The sequence below is a fragment of the Yaniella sp. genome (assembly GCF_030453185.1).
Lineage (GTDB): Bacteria > Actinomycetota > Actinomycetes > Actinomycetales > Micrococcaceae > Yaniella.
In genome coordinates this window covers 12,279-36,845 of sequence record NZ_JAKDKW010000017.1, presented here as the reverse complement: position 1 = coordinate 36,845, position 24,567 = coordinate 12,279, and the positions used below count along the sequence as shown (strand labels likewise).

Genomic DNA, 24,567 nt, shown 5'->3' with positions numbered 1-24,567 from the left:
CCACCATAGCCAAACATGCGGTGGGCCATGTTGATCAGCTCTATCGCGTCGGATTGTTGTAGCCCTTCAACGCCCGGGACATAAATGTACCGGTGATGCCGGTTCCACATCGGGCCCATCACCGGCGAGATACGCTCACGCAATTCAGGCGGGGTCCGTTCGTTGACGTTAAACATCCCCGAATTGGTTAACTCCATGACGGCGCGCAAAGTGTAGCCGCTATCCTTTTCGGCAGGAACCATCCTTTTGACTGCCGGGCCAAAATCTCTCCACGGGATCGGTCCGATCCCACGCAACGTGAGGCCCGCCGGCTCCAGCAGGACTGGCTCTCGTTCAGTTTCTCGAAACTGTTCTTGTCGTTGCATGCCCAGACGAATCAAGAAAAACAGTACTGCCATCATCCCGAGACCCGAGATGAAGCCGAAAATCATGCCGAACCATGGTGGATTTTCAACCAAGAACGCTACGCTAACCACTGCCACCAGTCCACCAACAGCTAGGAAGATCACTAGCCCCATAACTATCCGCAGAAGCACCAGGATGCCACTCGACCAGACAGCTGGCGCACCCTGCAGTCGGAGTCTGCCGGTTTGGTGTAGTGCATGCATGGCCTGTTGCAATGTTGGAGACATAACCTATGAATAAACGAACATCCGGTGGGCCGCATGAATCAACTCCATCACTTCGTGCTGACTCAATCCTCGAATTCCCGGCACGTCGAGGTAGCGATAGGGCCGACCGGCAACGCGGATTGGTGTCACCCGCTGGCTCAGGTGTGGCGGCATATGCTGGTTCACCATCACCATCCCCCGTTCCGTCAGCGGGAGCACTGCACTGGTTGAATGTCCGCGGCCAAACTCGGCTGGGAGCAACTTATACACTGCCGGACCGAAATCAGACCAAGGAATTGGCCCCACCCCGCGCATTGTCAGACCACTCGGGTCCATGGTGACGGGGACTTCTTCTGGAAGCTCGGCATACTTTTTGCGCCATCTGAAGTACCGCCACCACACAAGCGCTGTGAACGTTAGCGGGCCCAGGACGAGGAAGGCAAAAATCACGATACCCGCTATCCATGAGTCTGTAGCGATTGCCAAGAGCAGCACGAACAGCAACAGGCCTAGAGGCAACAGGCTGACGAACACCAGCACGATGATGATCCAACCCCGCGCGGTATCGGAGTACATCGCTGGCGCTCCTGGCAACACAACACGTCCCGATTGATGGAGTGACTGCAAGGCAAAGTTCATGGTGGGCGACATGGTTTCGATATTACCTGTCAGACGTGTAGGACTTGCGTCGTCGTTGGTTCAAAGAGTCGAGCGTCTTGACCACTCCACCAACCGCAAAGGCTGCGAAAACGGTGCCCTCGCGAACGCCTTCGAGCCGCTGCATCAGAACAAGCGACAGCACAGCAGAGATCACCACGAGCGACCAATCAACAACCTGTTTCATGGTGCCGAATCGAACCGTGCTCACCTGCGTGAGCGCCACGACCAGCCCTTCACCGGGCAGGTAGAGCAGTTTGGGTTGAATTTGAATGTAGACGCCGAGTCCCAATATGAGCGCGCCGATAATGGTGACGACCCACTGCAGCAGGTAGTGGTCTACTTGCGCCCAGCTGGTGAGACAAAAGGACAGATCGATGACCGCACCAAACACCAGGGCGATGGGCAGTTGTACCAGCTGGAACAGCCTGAAACGACGCTGCAGGATCAGCATTTGCATGAAGACGAACACGACGTTCATGACGGCCGAGACTGTGCCAACGGACCACGACGAGGCAGCATCAACAACCGCCGGGAATGTGGAGATTGGCGCGGTACCCAGTTGGCCGTGCACACTCAGGGCGATACCAACGGACATTACAAAGACGCCGAGCAAGAACGTCGCCCCGCGGGTTATGTACCCAAGTTTTGGTACCGGTGAAGTGAGGGTTGTTGTTCCGGTACCGTCATCGACTACATCGCGCGGCTTGTTCTCGGGCATAGGTGTTCCTCGCTTCAGGGCCTGTAACCACTACGGGCCGAGTACTACTGTAGTCCGAATTTCGCTTGACGGAGCTGGAGCCTCAGCTGTAACCTCCTCATCGCTGCCTCCAGAGAGATTAGCGATGACCGCTAGGCCGACGATGACGTATCTAACGATCATCCACCAACGTTTCCAAATCTGTTTCTTAGTCTTTGGTCCGGATTGTGCTTCGGCAGTCACGGTCTCTCCAATGATGTTAAGTGAGTGTGATGCGTAGGGTAATTATTACGGTTCCTAACCTTGAGGCATACTTAGCAGTACACCTTTCTATGGGAAAACTGCGATATATTACGAACTTGAAATTCGCCTTCAATTGTGAAGCGACCAGGGGGGCACCGCTCAACTTTTCATGGAAGGCGACGATACGCACTTTGGGAGGCGAACGACTCGAGCAAGAACCATCGAGCATGATTCGCGAAATTTCCGTGAGACAATGACGCTATGTTTCTCAGCGCGCTCGATATGATTGTTCCCACCCATCAGACGTCTGGGTTGTGGCGACATCCTGGTGCCGATACCGCACAATATCTGGATCTGGAATTCTGGCGTCGCCATGCCAAGTTGCTCGAAGACGCGGGTTTCGACTCCATGTTCTTCGCAGACGTTTCAGGCCTTTATGACGTCTACGAGGGTAGGGGTGCCACGGCCATCCGTGCTGGCATGCAATATCCAGCACTCGATCCACTGCTGCTGATCAGTGCCGTCGCAGCAGAAACAACGCGTATGGGCTTTGGTGTCACCGCGAATGTCTCGTATCTGCCACCCTATGCATTAGCTCGAACCTTCGCGACGCTAGATCACTTGACCCGCGGTCGTATCGGGTGGAATATTGTCACCGGGTATCAACAATCAGCCCTGCGGAATCTCGGCGGTGACGATCTCATGCCACACGATCAACGCTACGACCGGGCTGATGAATACATGGAAGTCGTATACGGGCTCTGGGAAGCATCGGTGGAACCCGATGCGCTGGTCAATGATCCGGCATCCAACACCTACCTGGATCCGGAAAAAGTCCACACAATCGATCACGAGGGACCGTGGTTTCGGGTGCCCGGCCCGGCGCTGGTGACACCCGGTCCGCAGCGCACACCACTACTCTTCCAAGCGGGTTCCTCCCCGCGGGGCATCGAGTTCGCGGTCAAACACGCCGAAGTCCTGTTCTTTTCTGGAACCTCACCACAAAACGTCCGGCAACTCGTAGACCGGGTTGAAACCCACATGGCAGCAGCCGGGCGTGCACGCCAGACCGCGCGACTCATCACCTCGGTCACCATTATTGCCGCAGAAACTGACAAGCAGGCCCATCAGCGGTATCAGGATTACACTCGCTACGTGGATCAAGAGGCAGCCCTAGCCCTATTTGCAGGGTGGACTGGCCTTGATCTTGGACAGCTACATCCCGACGACGTCCTGGAAGAAACGCACATCGAAGGCAACCGGTCAGCCCTGCAATCGTTTACTTCAATGGACCCCGACAGACGGTGGACGGTTGCCGATGTGGCAGCCTATATGGCAATCGGTGCCCGCGGACCGGTCATCATTGGGGCTGGCAAGACCGTCGTGGACGAACTGGAGCACTGGATGACAGTGGCCGGCGTGGATGGTTTCAATGTGGACTACGCTTTACGCCAGCCTGATATGGCAGCGTTTGCCGAGTTCGTCAGTCCGGAACTTCGCGCCCGCGGCCACCTGGCAACACCCAACGAGCAGCACCTCACGCTACGCAAACAACTCTTCGGAACAGACTGGTTGCCCCACGAATCCACCGGGGGTGCGTTCCGCCGGGGTGAGGCTAGCTCCGAGGGCGGATAGCGCCGCGCAGGGCAGGATCGCTCTCGATGATCCTGCCCCACTTCGCTGCGTAGAGAAATCATGGTGTGGCTATCCGGTCTGAGCGTGCTGGGCCAGGCAAGTTTATGGGCGGCACGACCGCTACGATCACGGCTGGATTGGTCCGATCGGGTCGGCACGTGGCTCGTCGTTGGCGGAGGAATTCTAGTCACCGCCGCATACATTGCCGTGCAGTTTCCCCTGCGCTCAGCTGGAGTCACGACGCCCAACACCATGGGCGCGCTTGCGGCCGTGGTCGTCATACTTCTCGTCTGTCGGGCTGGCCTCCAGCGCCTGAAGAGCGCCACTGACAGCACCCGTAAGGCGTGATGATCGACGTGCCTACTGATGCCGAAGACGCTTTCGTCAATCTCGATCCACTACTCCATGAGCCTGCACGCTTGGCGATCTTGGCTGCGCTCGCTCCCGCAGAATACGTTGAATTCTCGACACTCCTGAAGCTCGTTGGAGTAAGTAAGTCGTCGTTGTCAAAACATATATCTGCCCTCGCCGACGCTGGGATCATTACTATTGAGAACAGCCCTGCTGATAGACGGGTTCGGCGCCTGTCACTCAGTGAGCCCGGCCGCGAATCCTTCGACGTCTACCTCCAGCAGCTCGAAGACCTCGTGCGCTCGGCCAGAGGACTAGGCCATTAACCCTGGTTCGCAACGATCAGCGTGAATTTTATTCGTCTGCTGTATCTCCAGCATAGGACTCAGCAATACCGGCCACATCACGGGCATATTCCAACGACTGGTTGTAGGTGGTCACGGCTTGGACCCACTCGTCGTCATCGGTCAGATCCTCGGCATTTTCACACAGATACACGCCTGCGGTTAGGACTGCATCATCAATCTGTTGCGGATCAATCTCACCATCAAAATTGCCGTCCACGGCGTGGGTTTCCCAGGTCTCCGGCAAAAACTGCATAGGACCAACGGCACGATCCCACTGCTTATCGTCGTCGTATTCACCCTCATCAGTATCTTCGACTTCCATGACGCCTTCGCTGCCGTCCAAGACCGGGCCGATGATCGCCGGTTCAGCAACGCCCTGAGCGTTGAGTCCAGACTCATCAATGCTGGCGTGAGCGGTTTCCACCGAACCAACACCGGCCAGAGTGTTCCACCCAAGATTGCACTCCGGGCGGGTTTCGGCGATCCGGAGCGCGGCCCCCGCATAGGCAGCCATGGCACGCTGCGGAATGGCATGTTCAGCCGCCGTCTCTTCAACCCAGGTGGCATCAGCAAGTTCTGCGATGGGAATATCTTCGGTTGAGTCTGCGGCATCTTCAGCAGGCTCGGGTTCGACCATCGGTGGAGCTGCTGGTGGTTCATTGTCGTCCTGGGCATCATTTGAGCCGCAGCCCATGAGTAGTAATGCTCCAATAACGACGGCGGCCGTTCGGTGTGCTGCCGCGCTGTACTTGGTGTCCATCATCTGCACGATCGCCTCCTGTTCACTGCCTTCCAACATAGATGACGCCGGCAGGTATACCTTACTTGCTAGTATCCTGAGCGCTGCAGTAATATCTACGGGTTATTCTTCAAGATTGCGAGAAATCTGCTCGGACCGTGGGGCGTTAAAGTCCACTCACCTGGTTTACCACGCAAGACAGGCTGAGCGGATTCGTCCATCTGGACCCAGCGCAGGGTAATGGTACTCTCGGCCCCGTCTATCTTTGCCTGAACTTCTACCTTCGAAAGAATCTGTACGACCTCCACGACCTTGGAGACCCTGGAGTCATTCAGCCGGTAGTCCCGGTAGAGGCTCTTCGCCTGCCCTGCTCTCAAACCGCGTGACTCATTTTGGTACTGAGGAAAGAACGTGGCTAACTGGCCATAATTCTCATGGTGCCAGGCTTCTAGATACTTATTAGCAATTACGACAATCTGGTGCTCACGAAACCCCGGCTGACCAGGAACTAACTCGCGTTTTTGGAAAGTGGCGTTACCTTTCTTGGCTTGAACAAGACTTTCCCGAAGGACTTCTATGGGTGCCCATCGATGCAGTGTTCATCGTCGTCTAAAAGATATAGTTCTCAGCTCCGCAATGGCGGCATGTAACGTACGCTGATGAATTATTGCCACTTTCCCACTCTGATGTGTGATCCGATCCTGACAGTCCCTGCTGGCAGCTGATGCATGGTCTTCCCCCTCCGGTGGGACTCCGGGCCATGGAGCTGACTAACTGACCATCTCTTTCAAAGAAAACCCCTCCTTCGCAGTGGTTAGGACACTCGAATCGACCGCCTTCACCGCGCATTTTGCTTCCGCACATTGGGCATTCTGCGGTCTCCCCACCGATCCCGTCAAAAAGGTTGCTGAAAAATCCCATGGAAACTCACCATCGCTCGTTGGAAAAGTCGTTGACATACTGGAATGAAACTTCACCCAGCGCCGTCGAAGATGACTTATTCAGTCATCGCCGCGTGGAGTGACTTTTTCTTTGTTTGTTGCTAATTGCTTATGACATCCAAATCAGAATATCGGCTGCGCGCAGTAGAGACAGGGGTCGGCCATCTGGTGTTGTTTTTGTCGCGGCAAGTTCCCTAATCCAACCCTCGTTTTCTCCGAGGTCTTCCCAAAGGGCTTGTCGAACATTCATGGGTTGCCTAATTCCTATCCCGTAAAACTTGCGAACTTTTGAGTCGATCACTGGCACTATATGTGGGCGACGACGGTGTAGAACTTTGGAAACAGTGACCTCAGTCCACTGCTTTACTGATTTTGTGGCCGCATCGGCAGCGGTTAACTTCTCCACTGACTCTTCAAGGATCGTTAACGCACCATGTGATTCGAAGGGTGCTACATCTCGCAACGCTACTAAAGCATCGTCTAGCGCTACTCTGAGTCGCTGAGCGGGGCCGTCGCCCTCGGCAAATAGTGGGATGACGTCGCGGCCAGACAGTCTCAGGCTCAAGAGATTGGCCATCAGTACGTCGGCTGGCGTAAGTGGAAGATCTACGTCACCTTGATGATCATACGTGTTGAACGCGTATCCCGAGGTCCGGGAAGTGTAGCGATCAAGCTTATCTTTCGCACCGTTCTTTAACGACACGAGACCTCTCGACACCATCTTGGATCCTTTGCTATGCGTTTAGAAATCTACCTACACGGACAATATAGCTTGAACACGTCTAAACAGACTATTCATGATCTACTGCAGATTATCCGTACCCTCAAGTGGCAAAACGCTGTTTTGCTTAGTCTTGATCCACCGATAAATGTGGTGGGAGTGCGGCGTCTTAACATGGAGAAGCGTCTTTGACATGGGAAAATAGTGAGTGTTGAAGCCACTATTCCTCGTCAGAAAGACGCACCTCTGAGATGCTCTTTAATCACACTGCTGCTGGTATTGCCTATTCCTTTGATGAACCCAATCTCGTCTCGTCGGCTGGGCTTGCCCCGGTGCTACGGTTGGCACAGACTGCTGGCTGACCAGTGGATCACGGTGGCCAATACTGGTGCTGCTAAAGGCGCAAACCGAGGTGCGAAAATCATGTCCCTCATCTGCACGATCGCCTCCTGTTCACTGCCTTCCAACATAGGCGAAGATGGCGGGTATTCCGGCGCGCACACGAGGACAGAGTCAAAAGAACATGAGCATCATAGGACAGTCCAGCGATCCGTGAGGCTTAGCAGTCCTCTAATATTAGAATGAAAACCATGTCGACATTGTCTGATGATGTTTTGCCGTTGATCCGCACCCGTGCAGAGCTTTTCTACCGAGCCGCGAATGCGCACGGCACGCAGATGCATGGAGCGGTCGATATTCTCGAACGAGCTCACATTGAAAACGACGACCCGGGTGAGGTGCATCGTGTCACCCAGAAAGCTGTGGCATCGTCGATGAAGATCATCGCGCGGGCGGATGATTCCGCTGGCATTATTGGAGACGCGTGCCGGCGCCTTCTTGAACTGCATCCGCGCACCGCAGCTGCAGCCCAGATCACGCCGTCCAAGCTGGTTGCGTGGATGATGAAGTTCCAGTTCGAGGGCGACGTCGACTTTTTTATGATCGACCCTGTGCGCTATGCACTTGCCTTGGGCACGCACGGTGTGGAGTCTTACCGGTCCAGGTTGACCGAGCGTGCAGAACGACTCGGCATTGATCCGCTGGCAGAACGGGACGTTCATCAACCGTATTCGCATGAGCACTTCGTACTCCATTGGCAGGCACAACGGCTCGCAGTCTTGGACCAGGATGTGGAGATGATCATCCGCACTCATGCCCGGGACAAACGTGTTGCCGCGTGGTTTCAGAACACCGCGGAGGCTCTTGAGGAGATCGGTCAACTGGATCTCGCTGTTGAGTGGGCGCAGCGGGCTGCTGGGTTCGATCGGGGCCACCAGTCCGTCCAGGCCGCGGAATACTGGTGCGGGTTACTGGCCCGCCACCGACCAGATGAACTCATGGAGGCTCGCTGGTGGGTGTTCGACCGTTGGCCCAATAGCACCACTGCGACTCGATTGCATGGCGAAGCCGGTACCAGCTGGCCCGCATACCAGGATGCCGTACTGGAACGGCTGTCAGCCAACCCACGTGAGGCCGTCTTATTTCAATTGCACGCACTCAAGGATCCCGCCGCGGCCTGGGAAACAGCTCACGCTGCCAAGATGAGCAACCAGGATGTGTGGGAACGGCTCGTCCAGCAATACCAGTCCATAGATCCACTGGCCGTCTTGCCGATATTGAGCGAGCTCGTCGACCTCGAGCTGCTGCAGACGGGAGCAGCGCACTACAAGAACGCTGCGCGACACCTGAAGACCATGCGCCGCCTCAGCACCGGAACGAACGCCCTTGCTGAGGTGGATACCTTCATCAGCGACCTGCGGGAGACCAATCGACGTCGTCCCCGGCTGCAGAAAGAGTTCACCCGCGCAGGCCTGCCCTGACGCTCCAGCGGTCAGGCGCGAGCATAGCTGAGGGTCTCCCCGCGGGCCCCACCCATCCACACGTCCTGGCAGGCTGCCGCGAATTCGTCGAGCCCCTCGACGATGGTGCCGAACACGTTGCCAGGCACCCAGCCGACGTCGCCATTGAGCAGCAGGTTGTTGCGGCCGTAGAACACCGCGAGATCGATCAACATTCGGGTGTCGTCGGTACCGGCTGAGGCCTCGTAGCCGTAGGCGGGATGCTCGAGCGTGCCGTCGAAGGTGAAATAGCACAGGTCGCCGGGAATCGGGGTGACTGTGGGGTTCTCAGTGCCCGGCTCCTGGGCGGCGAAGGCGGGAACCAGTGCGTAGACCTCATTCCGTGCGAACTTACCGTGATACACCTGCCCGGCCTGTGGTAACGCCTGCCAGACAGCCTCGGCGGTGCGTGGCGCTTCGTCGTCGAGCAGCTGTGCGCGTGCGGTGACCTGGCGCTGGACGAGGGTGACGGTGATGAAACGAGCCATGGCTTAACTGTAGGCTGTCAGTGACGCACGCAACAGGGAGGGGCTGCTCATGGTCACCGTTGCCATGCTGTATCCCGGCCACAGCGCCGAAGACGAATTCAGCACGCTACAATCCCGCATTCGCAACGCTGCCTTTCCGGTGATTCACACGTGGGAAGGTGCCACCGAGCACGACGTCGAGGCCCTATTGGAGATCGGTTCGCGACAGCGGCTGGTCCCACCGGCCCGCGCGGCTGCCCAGCTGCATCCAGATGCGGTGATGTGGGCGTGCACCTCCGGCAGTTTCGTCTACGGGTGGGACGGCAGCAGCGACCAGGCCCACTGGGTCGAGGAAGCAGCGGGGGTGTCCTCGTCGTCGACGTCGTTGGCGTTCGTCGCCGCGGCGCACCACCTGGGCGTGCAGTCCGTCGCGGTGGCCGCGACCTATCCCCACGACGTCACCGCCGAATTCGTGCGCTATCTAGGTGACGCCGGGCTGACCGTCGCCGCCGCGTCTGCCCACGATGTGCCATCGGGCGAAGATGCCGGTGCCCTGGGACCCGACTGGGTGCTGAACCTGGCCCGGACCGCCGAACTAGGTGACGCCAAATGCCTGCTGCTACCCGATACGGCCTTACATACTATTGAGGTGCTGCCCGACCTCGAGGCCGCCATCGGGATGCCCGTGCTGACCGCCAATCAGGTCACGGCCTGGTACGGGCTGATCCTCGCGGGACATCCTGCCACGGCCGACGGACTCGGTGCGTTGTTTCAGGGCCGCTGAACTTCTGGGGTACCAACTGGTGGAGTCGGCAGCGCAGTGGCGGTCGCCAAGCGCTGATCCACGGGAGGCAATGAGAGCCCGAGACGGCGTAATCCAGCCCATGCAGACACTTGATTTGCTGTGAGAATGGGTTTGCCCAGCTCCTCTTCCAGCGGCGCGATGATGTCGAACGTCGGCAGGTTCGTACACGAAACGAAAATGGCCTCAGCATCCGGGTGATCGGTGCCGCGGATGAGATCCGCGGTGACGCGATACGGCACCCGCCAAATCAGACGATCCCGGTTCAGACTGCCGGTGGAGACGACGGGGTGGCCCTGGTCGGCGAGGAACAGCTCCAAACGGGACGTCAGTTTCTGCACGTAGGGCGTGGCGATGGCCAGCTGGCCAATACCCAACACATCGAGCGCTTCCAGCAGAGCCTCCGACGTGGTGACCGCCGGGGCCCCGGCCGCCTCGGTCAAAGTGGCCGAAATACGCCGCGCGCCGTCAAGGCCATTGATGAAGCTCGCCGAAGCACAGACGAAGACCAGCGCGTCCGGTTCCACAGCGGCGAGACGACTAGCCGTCGAACGGAGGTCGTCGTCGTTGCCGATCGCATCTGCCAGTAGTTCGTCTACCGTCAGGGGGTGATGAGGGGTGCGGGTGGCTGAGATTGACACGCCGTCCGGCATCCATCGCCACAGCTCTCGATCAAGCGCCATATCGTAAGGATTGACGATGCCGAGGGTCCGGTCGAGCAACGGGCCGTCTGGAATGTAGCTGGGAACGTTTTTCATACCTAATTATCGCATGTACGTTCGGCTGTCAACAATAGCCCTGCGGTCAGATCTGGCGTCGCAGTGGCCAAACGTAAGCCTGCTCTAGTGGGAGCCACACCAGCGCGAAAAGGGCTACCCTGGTTCATGTGACCACACCGAAGACTCCTGCTGCCGCTTCAGCCTCAACCGGCCTGCTCATTATTTTGTTGTGCGCGATGGGTGCGGGGCCGTTATTCAACTACGGAGTCTCGGTCTCGTCGGCTTTGATCATTGAGGAGCTCGGCATTTCAGCCGGTCAGATCGGTTTCATTGTCACCGTGGTGTTCGCGGCGGCTGCGGTCTCCAGTATGTGGTTGGGTAATCTGGCCGATAAGATCAGCGTGCGCGCCCAAATGCTGTTCATCTTTTTGGGCACTGCTATAGCGCTGGTGGTCGCGGCGTTTGCCCACAGTTATTGGCTCCTGCTCATCGCTGCGGTCTTGGCTGGACCGGCACAGGCTATCTCCAATCCAACGACCAACCGGGTGATTATCCGTGCCGTGCCGTTAGCAAAACGCACCGGGTGGATCGGCATCAAACAATCCGGTGTGCAGGCTTCCCAACTGTTTTCAGGACTGTTCTTTCCAGCCGTCGCCCTGGCGCTGGGGTGGACGGGTGCGGCCCTGGGTGGTGCAGTCGTCTGTGTACTCCTGTGGTTGATCTCTCTCAAGTATGTGCCGTCCCCGGCACAATTGGCTCGCCGCAAGAGCACCATGCCAGAACCTGAGCCGCCAGAAGTCACCGTCGACACCGGCAAAATCTCCACGGTCGGTACCAAGGACAAGCTCCCCGCCATTGTCTATTTCTTCGCCGCGATCGCCATGCTCTCGGGCATGGGTATGCAGGCCACCAATGTCTACCTACCGCTCTTTGCCGTCCAAGAGCTCAACTTCTCCCTGGTCCTTGGGGGTGTGGCAACCGCAGTCTCCGGGATCATCGGTGTCGTATCGCGTATCGCCTGGAGTCGACGCATGCAGGCGGGTGCCGAACCGTCTCGATTGTTGATGATCATCAGTGCCGGTGCGCTCCTGGGAGTATTCGCCTTCTTGGGTGCCACGCTGTGGCAGCAACCCGCACTGGTGTGGGTCGGCGCGGCCCTCCACGGCGTCACGGTGTTCGGCGCCAACGTTGTGATCAATGCCGGTCTGCTGCGAGTCGTCCCGTCGCATAAGATTGGTGCGGCTTCCGGGCTCAATTCGATGGGCATGTACACCGGTTTTGCGCTGGGCCCGCTGATCATGGGGCTGCTACACGACGTGACGCATTCATTTGCCACCGGGTGGCTCTTCGTAGGCTTGTCATATCTACTGTGCGGCGTTGTGACCGTTGTGCTCTACCGCCGCACCATTGCAAAGGAGAACCGTTCATGATCACCGCTGCCACACACGCACCACGCTGGGCCCGAGCCATGATGCTCATGCTTCCGGCGATCTGGATCGGTCTGATCATCGGTATTTCATTCATTGAGGCTCCGCTGAAATTCACGGCACCAGGGATCACGATTCCCTTGGGGCTGGGGATCGGCCGCCGTGTTTTCTTGGCGATGAATATTGTTGAGGTCGCACTCGCGATCATCCTGTTGATCGCGTTGGTCTCGCTGTGGCGCAACCACCGCGTGCAACCCCTTACGCAATTCAGCGCAATGCGCCTCTACACGTTCATTGCGGTGGCGATGTTAGTGCTCAAAACGGCCATCATACGACCACTGTTAGCGGTTGAAACAGACGCCGTTCTGGCCGGAACATCCGAAGGCGGATCGGCCACGCATTACTACTACATCGGCGTCGAAGCCATCTTGTTTATCGCGCTCATACTGTTGGTCACCGCTGCAGTCCGTGGCTTGCTTGCGCCCACCACAATAACTGCGCCTGAGGTTACGGCAGAACGCACTACGTCTTCCGTCCAATCGCATTGAACTTTCAAGGAGACCACCATGTCAGATGCGACCAGTCGCTATCTCGATGACCTCGCCGTCGGCGACAACTTCACCAGCTCCACCTATGAAATCACGGCGGATGAGATCATCGCCTTCGCCAGTCAGTTTGATCCCCAACCATTCCACACGGACGAGATCGCAGCCCAAAATACGTTCTTCGCCGGTCTTGCCGCCAGTGGCTGGCACACGGCCAGTCTGACCATGAAGCTGTTAGTCGCCAGCTTCCCCGTTGCCCACGGCATCGTTGGCGCCGGTGGAGACATCGCCTGGCCTTCTGCAACCCGTCCGGGCGATATCTTGCACGTGGACAGTACAGTCCTGAAGATTACGCCCTCGCGGTCTAAGCCCCAGGGCATGGTCCAGGTTGAGTCGCTGACGAAGAATCAACATGGCGAGATCCGCCAGCGTCTCGTCGCCAATCAAGTGGTGCCGCGCCGCGACCACTAACCCGGCGAGGGTTGGTCTAAGCACCGGTGAGGCTAAAGAGCCCCACCATCAACGCTCCCGTCAACACCGCATAAATGGTGATGGCGATAGCGTGCCAGACGATCACGCCGGTCCGAGAACAACCAAACGACACCAGCGTGACGGCGATGAAATGCGTGGGCACCAACAACATGCCCAGCAGAGTCACGCCCGGGATGCCATAACGGTCAAATAACCTGCGAACGCGCTGACGCCTGTCTGTATCGGCCTGCCCTGTGTCATCGGGCTGAGTTTTCCGTGCAAGAACAGCATCACGGGTACGCCCAGCAATCAAGGTGATCAGCGCAATGACCGCTACATTGCCGATGATTGCCATGGCAACGGTGGCCCAGATAGGAATACCTGCAATGGATCCGATCACCACCGCACCATAGTTTTCTACGAATGGCACCATGGCCGCGAGCGCGACACCGAGAAATTGAACGGCTTCTGGCAACCCAAGGACAAAGTCCTGGAGAGCGTCTATAAAATTCATAGGTTCTAGTATTCCACCCAGCGCCGTGGTGCGATAGTAGAGTTCAACACTCGCGCTGAAGTGTCCCACTATGCCAAGGAACAAGGCCGGGTTTAATTACCCGCAGTCTCGCGCCTGGGCAGCAAACGGCTGACGGCATCGTTGAACGTGATAATGCCGAGAAACTTCGATTGGTCCATGACAATCGCCAATTGTTCACTGCTGTGGCGCATGTCGGTGAGCGCTTCGTGGACGGGTGTTCCGGCGGCCACGGTGAAGGCCTCTCGCGCCAGCTCGGCGGCCGGTCGAGCGGCGGGCTCCAACAGGGTGTCACGAACATGCACCACGCCCGGAGCTGGGTGATCATTGCTGGTGACCAAGATACGCATGTGCCCGGAGGAAAGTACCGCAGCCTGAATATCTGCAACACAATCATCAGCGGCTACTGAGGTCGGAGCACCATGCGGGGAGATCAGGTCTTCCACACGCAGTGTCTCAAGCTCAAGAGCCTCGGAAATTGGGCTGCGAATGGTATCTTCTAGGGCGCCAGTGTCGGCAGAATGCTCCACCAGCCTTCGAATGGTGGCGGCATCCCTACCGCCCACAGCTGCCCGGTCCACAGGTTCCACACCTGAGGCAGCAACGAGGCGATTCGCGAAGTCGTTGATCCACCGCAGCAGTGGCCCCAATAACCGAACAAAGCCCCTGGCAGGCAGCCCAATAGCCACTGCCGCCCGCTCGGGGTGAGCAATGGCCCACGATTTGGGTGCCATCTCACCAACAACCAGGTGTAAGAAGGTCACAACCAACAGTGACACGACAAACGAGGCGCTATTGATCAGCCATCCGGGGAGCCCCAGTGCTTCAAATGCCGGAGTCAGCCAAGCGTCAACGGCAGGTTTGGTCACCGCCCCAAGAGCAAAGGTACAGGCCGTGATACCCAGTTGCGCTCCGGCCAGCATGATGGTGAGCTCATGTGTACCTCGCAGCGCAGCACGTGCTCCACGACTGGTTTGCGCTTTGTCTTCTAAACGATGCGGACGGGCGCCCATCAGCGAGAATTCGATGATGACAAAGAAGGCGCTCAGCCCAATGATGCCAATGGTTGAGAGCAGCACGATCCACGGATTACTCATGACGGTGTGCCCTCCTGGTCCGGCTCGTCACTGGTCACCTGCACGGCGAGTTCAACCAGCGTCGGAACGTGCTTGTCGACTTCCAGTACGGTGACGTCCACATACCTGGTGGCATGCTCGTCCTGCATCAGATCTGAAGGTGTCTGGGGCATGTCCATGCGGACGGTTTGCCCAACCCTCGGTAGGTCTTTCAGATAGGCGATGAGCATACCGGCGATGGTTTCATAGTCTCCTCGCGGTAAATCATGGTCGATCTCGCGTTCTGCTTCGTCAACTGGGAGATCCCCGGCCATCCGCCAGCTGTCAGTACTGTGTACTTCGATTGCCAACGCTGCGCCGGCATCGTCATGCTCATCGGTCACATCTCCGGTGATCTCTTCGGCGAGATCTTCCAGCGTGAGAATGCCGGTCAACCCACCATATTCATCGATGACACACGCCAGTTCGGTTTGCGAGTCGAGCAGTTGCTCGCGGGCTTGCGGCAAGGTCATAACGGTGGGCAGAATCAATGGTTTCCGCATAATACTCGTGACGGGTTCGTCTGGAGTTGCTGCGGCTGCCAAGACATCGACCAGGTGGACGACGCCAACTGGTTCTTCGCCACCATCCAGTACCGGGTATCGGGAGTGTTCAGTGGACATCAGGGTTCGCACCTGCTCCAGCGTGGTGTCGGATTCCACGGTATTGGTTTGCGAGCGCGGTTTCATCGCGTGCTCAACATCGCGTTGCGGGAAATCGAGAATACGATCGATCATCATCGACAGTTGGTCATCCAAATCACCGGTCTGGCGTGAATCCGCAACAATGTGTTTCAGATCGCCGGCCGTTGCACTGCTGTCGAGATCTTGCACCGGTTGAATCCGCAGTACCCGCAGCAACCCATTTGCGGACACATCAAAGACCTTGACCAGCCAACCGAAGACCGCCAGATAAATATTAGTAGAACGCGCAAGTCTGCGAGCCAGCGGACCTGGAGCCGCGATGGCCAAGTTCTTGGGGTAGAGCTCGCCGAAAATCATCTGCACAATCGTGGAAATGGCCAAGGCCAGCACCGTGCCCACCGAAATGCTGACGGCCGGCGGTATGCCGACTCCACCCAGCAGCACGCCCAGGCTTTCGCCGACCATGGGTTCGGCAACATATCCGACGAGCAGGCCCGTGACGGTAATACCCAGCTGTGCGCCGGAGAGCATAAAAGAGGTACGGCGCGTGACCTTCAGCGCCTGTTCTGCGGATTGATCGCCCTCATCGGCCTGGGCGCTCAAACGCGAACGGTCTACGGCCATGTACGCAAATTCCTGTGCGACGAAGTAACCGTTCGCCGCGATAATAATCAAAATGACGACGATGCCAAGCAACAGTAGGAGAATAGCTGACCACACTGCAGTTCACCGCCTCCGATCACTGGACTACGCTGCTCCCATGCTAGCGACGTTCCATTGTCCGACCAAGGGTGCCCAGGCCGCGGTCACTCGGCTTGTGGGACCTGTGCCACCAGTTCCGACCAGCCCATGGTCGCTAGCTCGTACGTGTTGTGGCCCGTCAGCCCGCCTTGGAGAAAGCGCTGCTGATACTGGGCCTGCAGTTCATCGATGACATCATCGACGGTGATTCCAGGGACCGCATCCGCTGCTGCACCCGCGGTTCTAGGATCAAACTCGATACCCAGCGCAGCATAGACATCGGTGAGGACGTCGCGAACCGAGGCCCCGCCTTCGACGACCAGGCTGGTCGAAAATAACCACGCACCTTTGACAACCCGCTGGGCGGTGCCGGCAAGTTTAATACGCTGGCCTGATGTCAGCACAGCGTGCACCGAGTACTCGCCTGCGCAGTATTCACCAGGGATCTCCCCTACCGCGGCATCAACACCAAGCTGTTGTAGCGTGGCGGTCAAGAGTTCACCGAAGTACGTAAAGCGGTTGCGGAAGCCAAACATCGCATCGTCTTCGGGCTGGATGTGATCAATGACCACCGAACCCGGATGATATGCTGCCGCACGCCCACCAACCCGGCGAACCACGGGGGCAAATCCGTGCTGCTCACTCAGCTCACGGGCTTGTTCATAGCCGTCCATTCGGACATCTTGTTGACCGAACGAGACCGTGGGTTGCGGACGATAGATTCGCACGATCGGGCCGGTGATGGCCCCGTGTTGAACAGCCCGCAGCAAATCCGTCGAATACGCGAGATCCTCGGCAACACCCAGGCTGACATCCTGTTCAACCCACTTCAGCGTCCTTGTGGCCACGCATTCCTCAATTCCAGTCGTGCCGGGCGCGTTGGCCCGGTATCACCTTACGAGCTTACTCCACCGCAAGCCGCCAGGAGAGTGCGTCGCCCCCATTCAGAGACATCGAAGGGTCTTCGGAGTGCGTGTAATTGTAGTGTGTTGGTTTACCGTACCAGTTACGGCCAAAAACCGGATTCACTGTGAGGGCCATACCTGCCGACGAACGGGTATAGACATCAGCAAAAAAGACGTCCAGGACGTCGCATGTCATCAACTACTTGACCTCGAAATGCTTAGCTATCCATACAGATATATCTTTGATATCAATCTGGTGGGCAACCATTTCTTCAACAAAATCCGCAGCATCGTGCTGGTCAACATAGATAGGCGAAGCATTCAAACGGAGAGATACCTGTGCACTTATCCACGCGGTTCTTTTGTTGCCGTCAAAAATGGATGATTGACAGCAATTCCCTGGAGCAAAGATCCCGCTTTTCAGCTAGTAGGGGGAAGCTTTCGGTCCCTAAGAAACTAACAGAAGGCCTTCCCACCGCAGATTCTAAGCCGTCCATGTTAATGACCGGGTGACCCAAATCGGGATGGCGATTGTGTAGCTGCATGACGTGTTCAACTGTTAAGTATCGGATCACCGATCAGCAAGCAGTCGGAGTGTTTCTTCCCCACCGTGGCAGCTCTTGCTCTAAAGCCTCGAAAAGCTCATCATCAGACACTCCCTGGGCCTGGAGTGCAGGCTTCTGTGGAGTACTGAAATCTGATAGCGACTTCACGGAGTAATAGCTACGCATTTCTTCTTTCGGAATTATGTCGTTTCCACGTAGGAACGAATTAACGTCTTCAGAATGACGAACCCAGGGGTCTTCTTTATGAGTACGAGCGCTTAGAGCCGTGCCGTCGCTCTCGCCATAGAATGCCCACACCGCATCTACAATTTGAGATTGAACGGTCGTAAGACCTCCGGTGTGTTCCGCAACAAGGTCTGCGTTCCATTCTTTATCAGCACGCCAAGCTGTAGGGACAACAGGCTCCATTTCCCAAGCCTCGATATCTTCCTCGAACAACGGCGCCCCTTGCCATGCAAGGTGCCATGCCTGTGCGTAGTAAAGAATTTTTTGACGCCGCATCCGCCCGGAAGTAGGGAAGGACTTCTTAATGTACGCGAGGACTTCAATTGCGTTAGCCATGACGTCCTCCTTCTTGTTTTAGGTACACCAATAGGGCTCGACGTTTCGATACAAAGTTGTACATGTTGTGTATAAAGTTGTGCGGCCTGGGTACCAGGATATCAGCCTGTATTACAGATCCGCTACGTTAGCCTAACTCCGTGAGCAACCGCTCGCACCCCTAAGACGCGACTGGGGAGCCAACCCGAAACAACAACAGCTGCGCGAGAATATTGTGCGCTAGTGCCGCTTCTTGGCTGGAGCTTTCACACCTTGCTGTCGCAAATTATAATCTCCGCTTTCACTGTTCAGTCGTGGGTGATCTTGCAAGAGCGCCACCCGTCGCATATAAAGTAGTCAAAGCATCATAGACGAGTTCGCGTTGTTGCCTACTACCGTCCAATTGCCTCACGTATCTCAGAAAATTCGTCTTCGGTCAGGAGATCTTGCATGAAAGCACTAACAACCTGATCCCAAGTACCTGAGATTCTGCCTTCATGTGGATATGGAGCATTTTCACCAAATGTGTACGAGTATCGCTTGAGTTCAGCGACTAATGCCGATCTAGGAATATCATTGACAAAAGCCTCTAGGATCAGCTCTTCAGGCAGTCGCTCACCAACATCGATCCGACGGTCAGCTGCTCTCAAAAGCCGATGAACTCGCGCCTGGCTGGTCACTAGCACTTCGGCAATATCACGCTGGCTAAGACCACGGGATTTCGCACGCACCGCCGCGCGCATATCTGCCACTTCATCAAGTCGTTTATGAGACTGTCGCTGCAAGGCCTCATGCTGAAGTTCTTGCATTTCTGGAGACCGAGTAGACATATGCCCCTCCTTCAATGGTGAACCTATGACACCCGGTGATTCGCGGTGAATCAAGCAGGTGGTTCCCTTATATTTCTTTTGTCAGAACACTAGTTTTCACCACTTTTAGTCTTCCAGCTTTGAGCTGCACGAGCTCACAACCTCAACGCCCGCTAGCTAGAATGAGTGCGGGCCAAATCCGTGAAGCGTGATCAACAATTCAGGCCGAACACGTAGCCTAGTTGAGACCCTGCACAAGGAGCACGAAAACGTTACCCGGCTTCAAACACGCCGCAGTTGGTGCATCGTGGGCGTCGTGTTGATCGCCGAAATCGAAGGGCTACTGACGTGTATCCCCGCTCTACCTGTCTACGTGTCATACTGAAGACGAGATCACTGCTCTCGCACCCGGATTTCTCCAGGAGTCATCATGACTGATCAGATCCCCCACAACGCACAAAAACACGTGGTGATCGGAGCTGGCCCAGCCGGTCGAGCCACAGCTACCCATCTGAAAAACCTAGAGCATCAGGTGGTGCTGATAAGTCGCTCTGGTTCTGGCCCCACAATCCACGGCGTGGAGCGCGTGGCGGTCGACGCCACCGATGCCCAAGCGCTGGTGCGAGCCGTTGACGGAGCTGAGGTCATGTATAACTGCATGAACCCAACGTCCTATGCGCGCTGGGCAACTGAGTGGCCACCCATCCACGCGGCACTGATGCACACTGCGCAGGTGACCGGCGCGGTCCTGGTCACGCTCTCGAACCTGTACATGTACGGCCCACAACGGGACGCATCGCCGATCACCCCGGAGTCACCGGAAGATCCCCAGGATGACAAAGGCCGGATCCGCGCAAGAATGGATTGTGAAACCCTGCAGGCGCATCAGGATGGCACACTGCGTGCGGTTGTCGTTCGTGCGTCAGATTTTCTAGGACCCGACATCGGCGCCAAGGGCCATGGCACACGCAATATCCCAGCCATCGCGCACGGACGCCGCGCATATGTTTTGGGTCGAACCGATCAACCTCACTCTTGGACGTATATCGACGATGCGGCAGCCACGCTGGCTACGGTGGCCACATCACCTGAAACACATGGGCGCGTCTGGTTCGCTCCTACCAATGCGCCGGTCACACAGCGGGAGCTTGCCGACCAAATCGCCGCGGTCCTACAAGTGCCCTCCCCCAAGATTTCCTCACTGCCGCTGGGACTCATGAAAGTTATGGGCATAGCCAGCCCATTGATCCGGGAAATATCTTCGATCGCCTACCAGTTCAAGGGGCCGTGGGTTATCGACTCGTCGGCGACATCACAAGCAGTAGGGGTCTACCCAACCGGCTGGAATACTGTGGTGCGTCGCTCCGCACGAGGAAACGTGGACGAGGCTTCGGAATTCTCGTGATGGTCGTGCATCGGCTTGCCGGGCCCGGTTAGCCACGAGGACGCCCCTGTGCTGAAACTCAATCAGCATCTAGGCGATTATTCACACCGCTTCCCGACGGCAGCCGTGTCAGCATCGTCTCAAAAGCCTGGCCTTACACCCACCATGGCCACTTCCGGAACGCCAACTACGCAGGTGTAAACATGAAAAACATCGAAGAAACGCCTGGCTGCAATAACGTTGAGCTCACGCTGTTGCACTAGCAAACCAAGCATCTCATTATTCAACGTTCACGGTGTACAGCTCCTTAGCACGCTTTTTCCTGAATGTGCAGACTTTGCCATCTTGCAGCGTAGTTAGCAGAGCCGTATGAAGTTCGTCCTTCTCAACTTCGAACTGCTTTCCAGCTTGATTGATATTACTGTATGGCACGCCAATTGCAGTGAATACATCATAAATATGGTCGGCGGTCGCTTCTGGTTCTGCTGCCTGTAGTAGCTGCAGAACCGGTCGCTGGGTAGAGTCGCGGACTTTTGGAATTAGAAAAACAGTTTGAGGGGTCAGAGAGAACACACGAGAATCAACATATTTGGCCAACGCTGTCAGCACAGTCGGGTTATCATCGGGCACAAATTCATCTACATTTGTGACGATCTTGTGGCCGATCTTGTCCCGGGTCTCAGCGCCGTTGAGTGCATCAGCCACGAATCCCTGAATTAGATCCGGAGTCAAGAATTTGGTGATGTTTTGTGACGCGGCGACAGCAGGGCCGATGGCAGACCACCCAGCTTCACGAAAGTGGCTGAACGACTCCGCATCGTCTGCGATGAGCTCATTCTGGAGAAGCTGCACAAATAATTCGCTGGCTTCTGGATGAATATCACGTACCTGAAGTGGTGCTTCAGGGTTAAGACTGGAAGCCACGGCAACACGAATTGCTGGCTCTGTGATCGTTTGTGCATTCAGGATCGTGATGGCCGCTGCTTGTGCATCAATTTTCTCCCCGGCATCGTCCGTTGTGTCTACGATCTCCTCTGTACGGATAGTCTCCTCGTTTTCAAGCATTTTGGCTAAATGTTCATCGATAGAGCCAACTTCTTGACGATACCTCTCGACGTTGGCGAGAGAGACTCGAAAACGACCAGCGTCCGCAAGAATGGGCCAGACTAAGACGGGAACACTAGTCAGGTTGTGCACTTCGCTCTCGGGGGCTGAACGACGAATGACATCAGCAAGCTGTTCCTTGTCCCAGGTTTCGACTGCATCGTCCACAAGCGCGATTAGAGTATCGGAACTGAAGACGGTATATGGAGTTCCGTCATCTTCCTCGAAAGCGGCTTGATAGTCCTCTGGATGGGCGACACAGTACTCGTAAACATCCTGACTCTCTCGCACTCGGTCTAGACCGATGCCTATGGTGTTTACAGCCGTGTCCTCGGGACCAAGAGCATGATGCAGGTTTGTAGCCGTGATTTGGTATTGATTATTGCTCACGATGTGGTCGCTCATTCGCTCATCCAGCGCACCAATATCTGGAATAAGGATGTCTGCACGCTGCAAGAAGGTGACAACGTTCGCGACGATATTCTGATTCTGAGGGCGGGTAAAAACTGCCATATCGCCGTAATACTCAGCGATAAAATCGTTGACTGACTGTGTCAGTTCGTAAGTTTGATCGGGGTCAACTGCGCTGAGTGCAGCGTTAACAAGGGCCGGACGTTTGTCTCCGGGGACATCGTCGTCCGTGACGAGATGATTAAAAATCTCAGACCAAGCGTCTCCGGCGAGCTGAGCTGAAAGTTCTTCAGTGTGGGCGCCTGAAGTGAGGTAGGCAGCCATGAACGTACGAGCATCAGCATTAAAATCAGACGCCAGATGGTGGACAATGTTACTTGCTCTCTTGTCCTTGGTGTTAAGGAGATGGTCGAGGACATCGATATTGAAAGCAGCAACAGTCTCGGTGAAGTCGTCATCTGCTTCAGCTAACAAATTCGCCACCGCATCAGGGCCCGTAAACGGGTAGTCAATTTCCATCGTATTTGTTTGGACATTCTGGACCATGAAATTGGCTACATCAATACCGGTGAAGTGTCCGTAGAATTGGGCCGCGTACAGCGCAAAATTGCGGTCAATGTAGCCTCGCCTGACGAGCTGGCGCGACAGTTCTGATTTCATTGTCTCGTCGACCAGCTCAGAGAAGCTACGGTCAACTGCAGTTGCCTTGACGGGAGTGGCAGATTTTTCGGCATCAGTATCGTCCGTAATGTCATGAATGAACGAAGGCCATGCAAGCTTGTAAACACAACTCCTGGAGAGATCCACGAAATCCGCCCGTCGGAGGAAAGTGATGTCTCGTTCAACATCGCTAAGCTCTCTGTTCACGGCTTCGACATCGATGTCATCCCATTGCTCCGGTTTCATTTCATGCTCTGTTACCGCCTCCAAGTCTGCTTTATTCAAGACAATCAAATCGTATTTACCATTACCAGGTGGTCCGGATGCAGTAATCGTTAGGTTTTTCGCCCGCGAAGCTACCTGCCAAAACTCGAAGCTGACCACCTCATCTTCTGAAAAATCGCGTTCTTCGACTCGAAACCGCAGTCGGGTCATGTTGGAACGCCTGGCAGCCCTCCGAGCCAGGTTTGATACTGCAAGCAACCGCGAGCCGAGCTTCTGCGCTAATGCAGAGCGCAGGGGTGGTTGTGTCCAACCGGAGACAAGATCACGCTTATGCTGCTGCTTCGCCGCTATCGATTCACGAACCAACTTTCGGCGAAAGTCGTAGAGGTCGTCGAGGTCGCTAGTACGGCGTGCGATATTTTCGAAGTCTTTGAGATGAAAGTTCTTATACACAACTAGCGCAAAAAGGTTGCTTGGCGTGAGCCCGGGTGCAACCTTTTCAGATTCCAGAAGCCGCTCAGCAAATACTAGATACTCATTTGATATGTTGTGTAGCAGCCGCATATCGGTCGAGTGCTGAGCTACCACGTTAACCAACCGGCGATCGATGCTTGCGATTCCTGCGTCTTTCAGGAGATCAGTGAGGAGTTCGCGCGCATTACGGTGTGAGATAAACGGCACCATTGGAATCACGAGATCGAAGAACTTAGTACGGTTCGCGCGCTCGGTCTCAGCGGTTACGGCGTCATCTCCTTCAGTTTCGGCATCATTTCCAAGTTTCTCGAAAAGACTATCTCGAACCGCATATATAAACCGCAGCGGCGTTTCCCTCTCCGTGCGCTTCTGAGTGTTATTAAGCAAAGTGTTGAGCTCACGCAGAGCTTCGAAAATTTGCGGGTCGTTGAAACGATCCAGATCTTCGAATATGACGATATCGATATTCTCAGTATCGAAATAGTTGACGATGTCGTCCAGGTACTCATCGAAGTAAGTGTGAGCACGTTTGGAGAGTTTCAGAGTAGCGCCACCTGCGGAAACACCCGAGACCACAAAGCGTTCGTGAGTCACCCAACGCAACAACACGTAAGTTGCGATTGCAACAACAGCGAGGCCAAGCCAGGCGAGGACTCCCAAAAACCAGTGACTATCCGGACCAGTACCCACTACTGTGGGAAGCCAGCCTAGCAACGCCAGAAACGCGACGGTCAAACCTACTACGACGACCGCCTCACCAATAACTCGCGGCAACAGAAATGGCGTGCGACGACGGAACTGCGAATGACGCAACGTCTCGGGCGCTGCGCTGTAGACGATCTGTTTAACAAGTTCCTTTTGGATACGGTTGGTCAGCGTCGAACCGTCACCGTTCGGGCCGAGAGTAGAAATGGCTAACCGCAAAGGCGGCTGCGAACGAGTCTCCGCAAATTTGTTCAGTACACTAGATTTCCCGGCGCCGTAGCGTCCGGTGAGTGCAATATTGAGGTTGTCAGGCTCCTCGATTTGCTCCTCAAGACGACTCAGATAAGTTTGATGCTGTTCCTCGTCGAAGGTAGGAGCTAGCGATGTTAACTTCACTGCCGACGTTCCCTTCGTCGCGGAGGTTTCGTCTTCATACTGCACAGCGTCCACCCTTCTTCCTTCGCCGCAGACATGTATGTCTTTTGTTCACATCATGAAGACCCGTACAACGCTTCTGCATATCCACTTCTGACGTGTC

Annotated in this window: 24 protein-coding genes; 9 read left to right on the top strand and 15 right to left on the bottom strand. The window is 56.1% G+C overall.

Annotation, left to right across the window (positions count from 1 at the left end):
- From L0H14_RS04390 to L0H14_RS04380, 3 genes are all read right to left on the bottom strand, one after another.
- Positions 1–632, bottom strand: a 632-nt coding sequence (locus tag L0H14_RS04390) for a hypothetical protein (protein ID WP_301421424.1), incomplete at its 3' end; no start/stop codon positions are given.
- Positions 633–635: 3 nt separating this feature from the next.
- Positions 636–1,262, bottom strand: coding sequence for a hypothetical protein (locus L0H14_RS04385; protein ID WP_301419183.1), 627 nt, complete (start codon positions 1,260–1,262; stop codon positions 636–638).
- Positions 1,263–1,272: 10 nt separating this feature from the next.
- Complete coding sequence (locus L0H14_RS04380) at positions 1,273–1,989, bottom strand: YitT family protein (protein WP_301419182.1); 717 nt, start codon at positions 1,987–1,989, stop codon at positions 1,273–1,275.
- Positions 1,990–2,472: 483 nt separating this feature from the next.
- Between L0H14_RS04380 and L0H14_RS04375 the strand changes: the two genes are divergently transcribed.
- The 3 genes from L0H14_RS04375 to L0H14_RS04365 are packed head-to-tail and all read left to right on the top strand — an operon-like array spanning position 2,473 to position 4,523.
- Positions 2,473–3,846: an NtaA/DmoA family FMN-dependent monooxygenase gene (locus L0H14_RS04375; protein ID WP_301421423.1), complete on the top strand. Its 1,374-nt coding sequence runs from the start codon at positions 2,473–2,475 to the stop codon at positions 3,844–3,846.
- A gap of 60 nt (positions 3,847–3,906) precedes the next feature.
- Positions 3,907–4,194: a hypothetical protein gene (locus L0H14_RS04370; protein ID WP_301421422.1), complete on the top strand. Its 288-nt coding sequence runs from the start codon at positions 3,907–3,909 to the stop codon at positions 4,192–4,194.
- The gene (locus tag L0H14_RS04365; protein ID WP_301417819.1) at positions 4,194–4,523 is read left to right on the top strand and encodes a MarR family winged helix-turn-helix transcriptional regulator; all 330 of its coding nucleotides are present in this window, start codon (positions 4,194–4,196) and stop codon (positions 4,521–4,523) included. The genes L0H14_RS04370 and L0H14_RS04365 overlap by 1 nt, the downstream gene beginning before the upstream one ends.
- Before the next feature lie 28 nt (positions 4,524–4,551).
- Here the strand turns inward: L0H14_RS04365 and L0H14_RS04360 are convergent, their stop codons facing one another.
- Together L0H14_RS04360 and L0H14_RS04355 are read right to left on the bottom strand one after the other, a co-directional pair.
- Positions 4,552–5,343 (bottom strand): lytic transglycosylase domain-containing protein, encoded by a 792-nt coding sequence (locus L0H14_RS04360; protein ID WP_301417817.1) that lies wholly within the window; start codon positions 5,341–5,343, stop codon positions 4,552–4,554.
- Positions 5,344–6,333: 990 nt separating this feature from the next.
- Positions 6,334–6,927: a DUF6308 family protein gene (locus L0H14_RS04355; RefSeq protein ID WP_301417815.1), complete on the bottom strand. Its 594-nt coding sequence runs from the start codon at positions 6,925–6,927 to the stop codon at positions 6,334–6,336.
- A 608-nt stretch (positions 6,928–7,535) separates the two neighbouring features.
- On the opposite strand from L0H14_RS04355, the gene L0H14_RS04350 reads away from it, so the two are divergent.
- Positions 7,536–8,765, top strand: a complete 1,230-nt coding sequence (locus L0H14_RS04350; protein WP_301417813.1) for a DUF6880 family protein — start codon at positions 7,536–7,538, stop codon at positions 8,763–8,765.
- Positions 8,766–8,776: 11 nt separating this feature from the next.
- Here the strand turns inward: L0H14_RS04350 and L0H14_RS04345 are convergent, their stop codons facing one another.
- Positions 8,777–9,271: a DUF3830 family protein gene (locus L0H14_RS04345; RefSeq protein WP_301417811.1), complete on the bottom strand. Its 495-nt coding sequence runs from the start codon at positions 9,269–9,271 to the stop codon at positions 8,777–8,779.
- A gap of 49 nt (positions 9,272–9,320) precedes the next feature.
- Between L0H14_RS04345 and L0H14_RS04340 the strand changes: the two genes are divergently transcribed.
- Positions 9,321–10,034 (top strand): maleate cis-trans isomerase, encoded by a 714-nt coding sequence (locus tag L0H14_RS04340; protein WP_301417810.1) that lies wholly within the window; start codon positions 9,321–9,323, stop codon positions 10,032–10,034.
- Here the strand turns inward: L0H14_RS04340 and L0H14_RS04335 are convergent.
- Positions 10,022–10,810, bottom strand: coding sequence for an Asp/Glu/hydantoin racemase (locus tag L0H14_RS04335; RefSeq protein WP_301417808.1), 789 nt, complete (start codon positions 10,808–10,810; stop codon positions 10,022–10,024). The genes L0H14_RS04340 and L0H14_RS04335 overlap by 13 nt on opposite strands.
- 128 nt (positions 10,811–10,938) lie before the next feature.
- Here L0H14_RS04335 and L0H14_RS04330 point away from each other — a divergent pair, with 128 nt between their 5' ends.
- From L0H14_RS04330 to L0H14_RS04320, 3 genes are read left to right on the top strand one after another with little or no spacing between them, the layout of a single operon-like run.
- Positions 10,939–12,201, top strand: a complete 1,263-nt coding sequence (locus L0H14_RS04330; protein ID WP_301417806.1) for an MFS transporter — start codon at positions 10,939–10,941, stop codon at positions 12,199–12,201.
- A complete protein-coding gene (locus L0H14_RS04325; RefSeq protein WP_301417804.1) occupies positions 12,198–12,746 on the top strand; it encodes a hypothetical protein in 549 nt (182 codons plus the stop codon). Before L0H14_RS04330 ends, L0H14_RS04325 begins: the two co-directional genes overlap by 4 nt.
- Positions 12,747–12,764: 18 nt before the next feature.
- Positions 12,765–13,214 (top strand): MaoC family dehydratase, encoded by a 450-nt coding sequence (locus L0H14_RS04320; protein WP_301417802.1) that lies wholly within the window; start codon positions 12,765–12,767, stop codon positions 13,212–13,214.
- Between the two features lie 16 nt (positions 13,215–13,230).
- Here L0H14_RS04320 and L0H14_RS04315 read toward each other — a convergent pair whose 3' ends face one another.
- The 7 genes from L0H14_RS04315 to L0H14_RS04285 all read right to left on the bottom strand — a co-directional run bounded on the left by L0H14_RS04315 (position 13,231) and on the right by L0H14_RS04285 (position 19,087).
- Positions 13,231–13,728 (bottom strand): hypothetical protein, encoded by a 498-nt coding sequence (locus L0H14_RS04315; RefSeq protein ID WP_301417800.1) that lies wholly within the window; start codon positions 13,726–13,728, stop codon positions 13,231–13,233.
- Positions 13,729–13,820: 92 nt separating this feature from the next.
- Positions 13,821–14,843, bottom strand: coding sequence for a CNNM domain-containing protein (locus tag L0H14_RS04310; RefSeq protein ID WP_301417798.1), 1,023 nt, complete (start codon positions 14,841–14,843; stop codon positions 13,821–13,823).
- Positions 14,840–16,225 (bottom strand): hemolysin family protein, encoded by a 1,386-nt coding sequence (locus tag L0H14_RS04305; RefSeq protein WP_301417796.1) that lies wholly within the window; start codon positions 16,223–16,225, stop codon positions 14,840–14,842. Before L0H14_RS04305 ends, L0H14_RS04310 begins: the two co-directional genes overlap by 4 nt.
- Positions 16,226–16,311: 86 nt before the next feature.
- Positions 16,312–17,094 carry a lipoate--protein ligase family protein gene (locus L0H14_RS04300; RefSeq protein ID WP_301417794.1) on the bottom strand — a complete coding sequence of 261 codons (783 nt, stop codon included), beginning with the start codon at positions 17,092–17,094 and terminating at the stop codon, positions 16,312–16,314.
- A gap of 55 nt (positions 17,095–17,149) precedes the next feature.
- Positions 17,150–17,347, bottom strand: a complete 198-nt coding sequence (locus L0H14_RS04295; protein WP_301421421.1) for a hypothetical protein — start codon at positions 17,345–17,347, stop codon at positions 17,150–17,152.
- 382 nt (positions 17,348–17,729) lie between these two features.
- Positions 17,730–18,278, bottom strand: coding sequence for a Panacea domain-containing protein (locus L0H14_RS04290; protein ID WP_301417790.1), 549 nt, complete (start codon positions 18,276–18,278; stop codon positions 17,730–17,732).
- 371 nt (positions 18,279–18,649) lie between these two features.
- On the bottom strand, positions 18,650–19,087 hold the full coding sequence (locus L0H14_RS04285) for a hypothetical protein (RefSeq protein WP_301417788.1): 438 nt from the start codon (positions 19,085–19,087) through the stop codon (positions 18,650–18,652).
- A gap of 409 nt (positions 19,088–19,496) precedes the next feature.
- On the opposite strand from L0H14_RS04285, the gene L0H14_RS04280 reads away from it, so the two are divergent.
- Positions 19,497–20,471: an NAD-dependent epimerase/dehydratase family protein gene (locus tag L0H14_RS04280; protein WP_301417786.1), complete on the top strand. Its 975-nt coding sequence runs from the start codon at positions 19,497–19,499 to the stop codon at positions 20,469–20,471.
- Between the two features lie 258 nt (positions 20,472–20,729).
- Here the strand turns inward: L0H14_RS04280 and L0H14_RS04275 are convergent, their stop codons facing one another.
- Positions 20,730–24,479 (bottom strand): P-loop NTPase fold protein, encoded by a 3,750-nt coding sequence (locus L0H14_RS04275; protein WP_301421420.1) that lies wholly within the window; start codon positions 24,477–24,479, stop codon positions 20,730–20,732.
- Between the last annotated feature and the right edge of the window lie 88 nt (positions 24,480–24,567).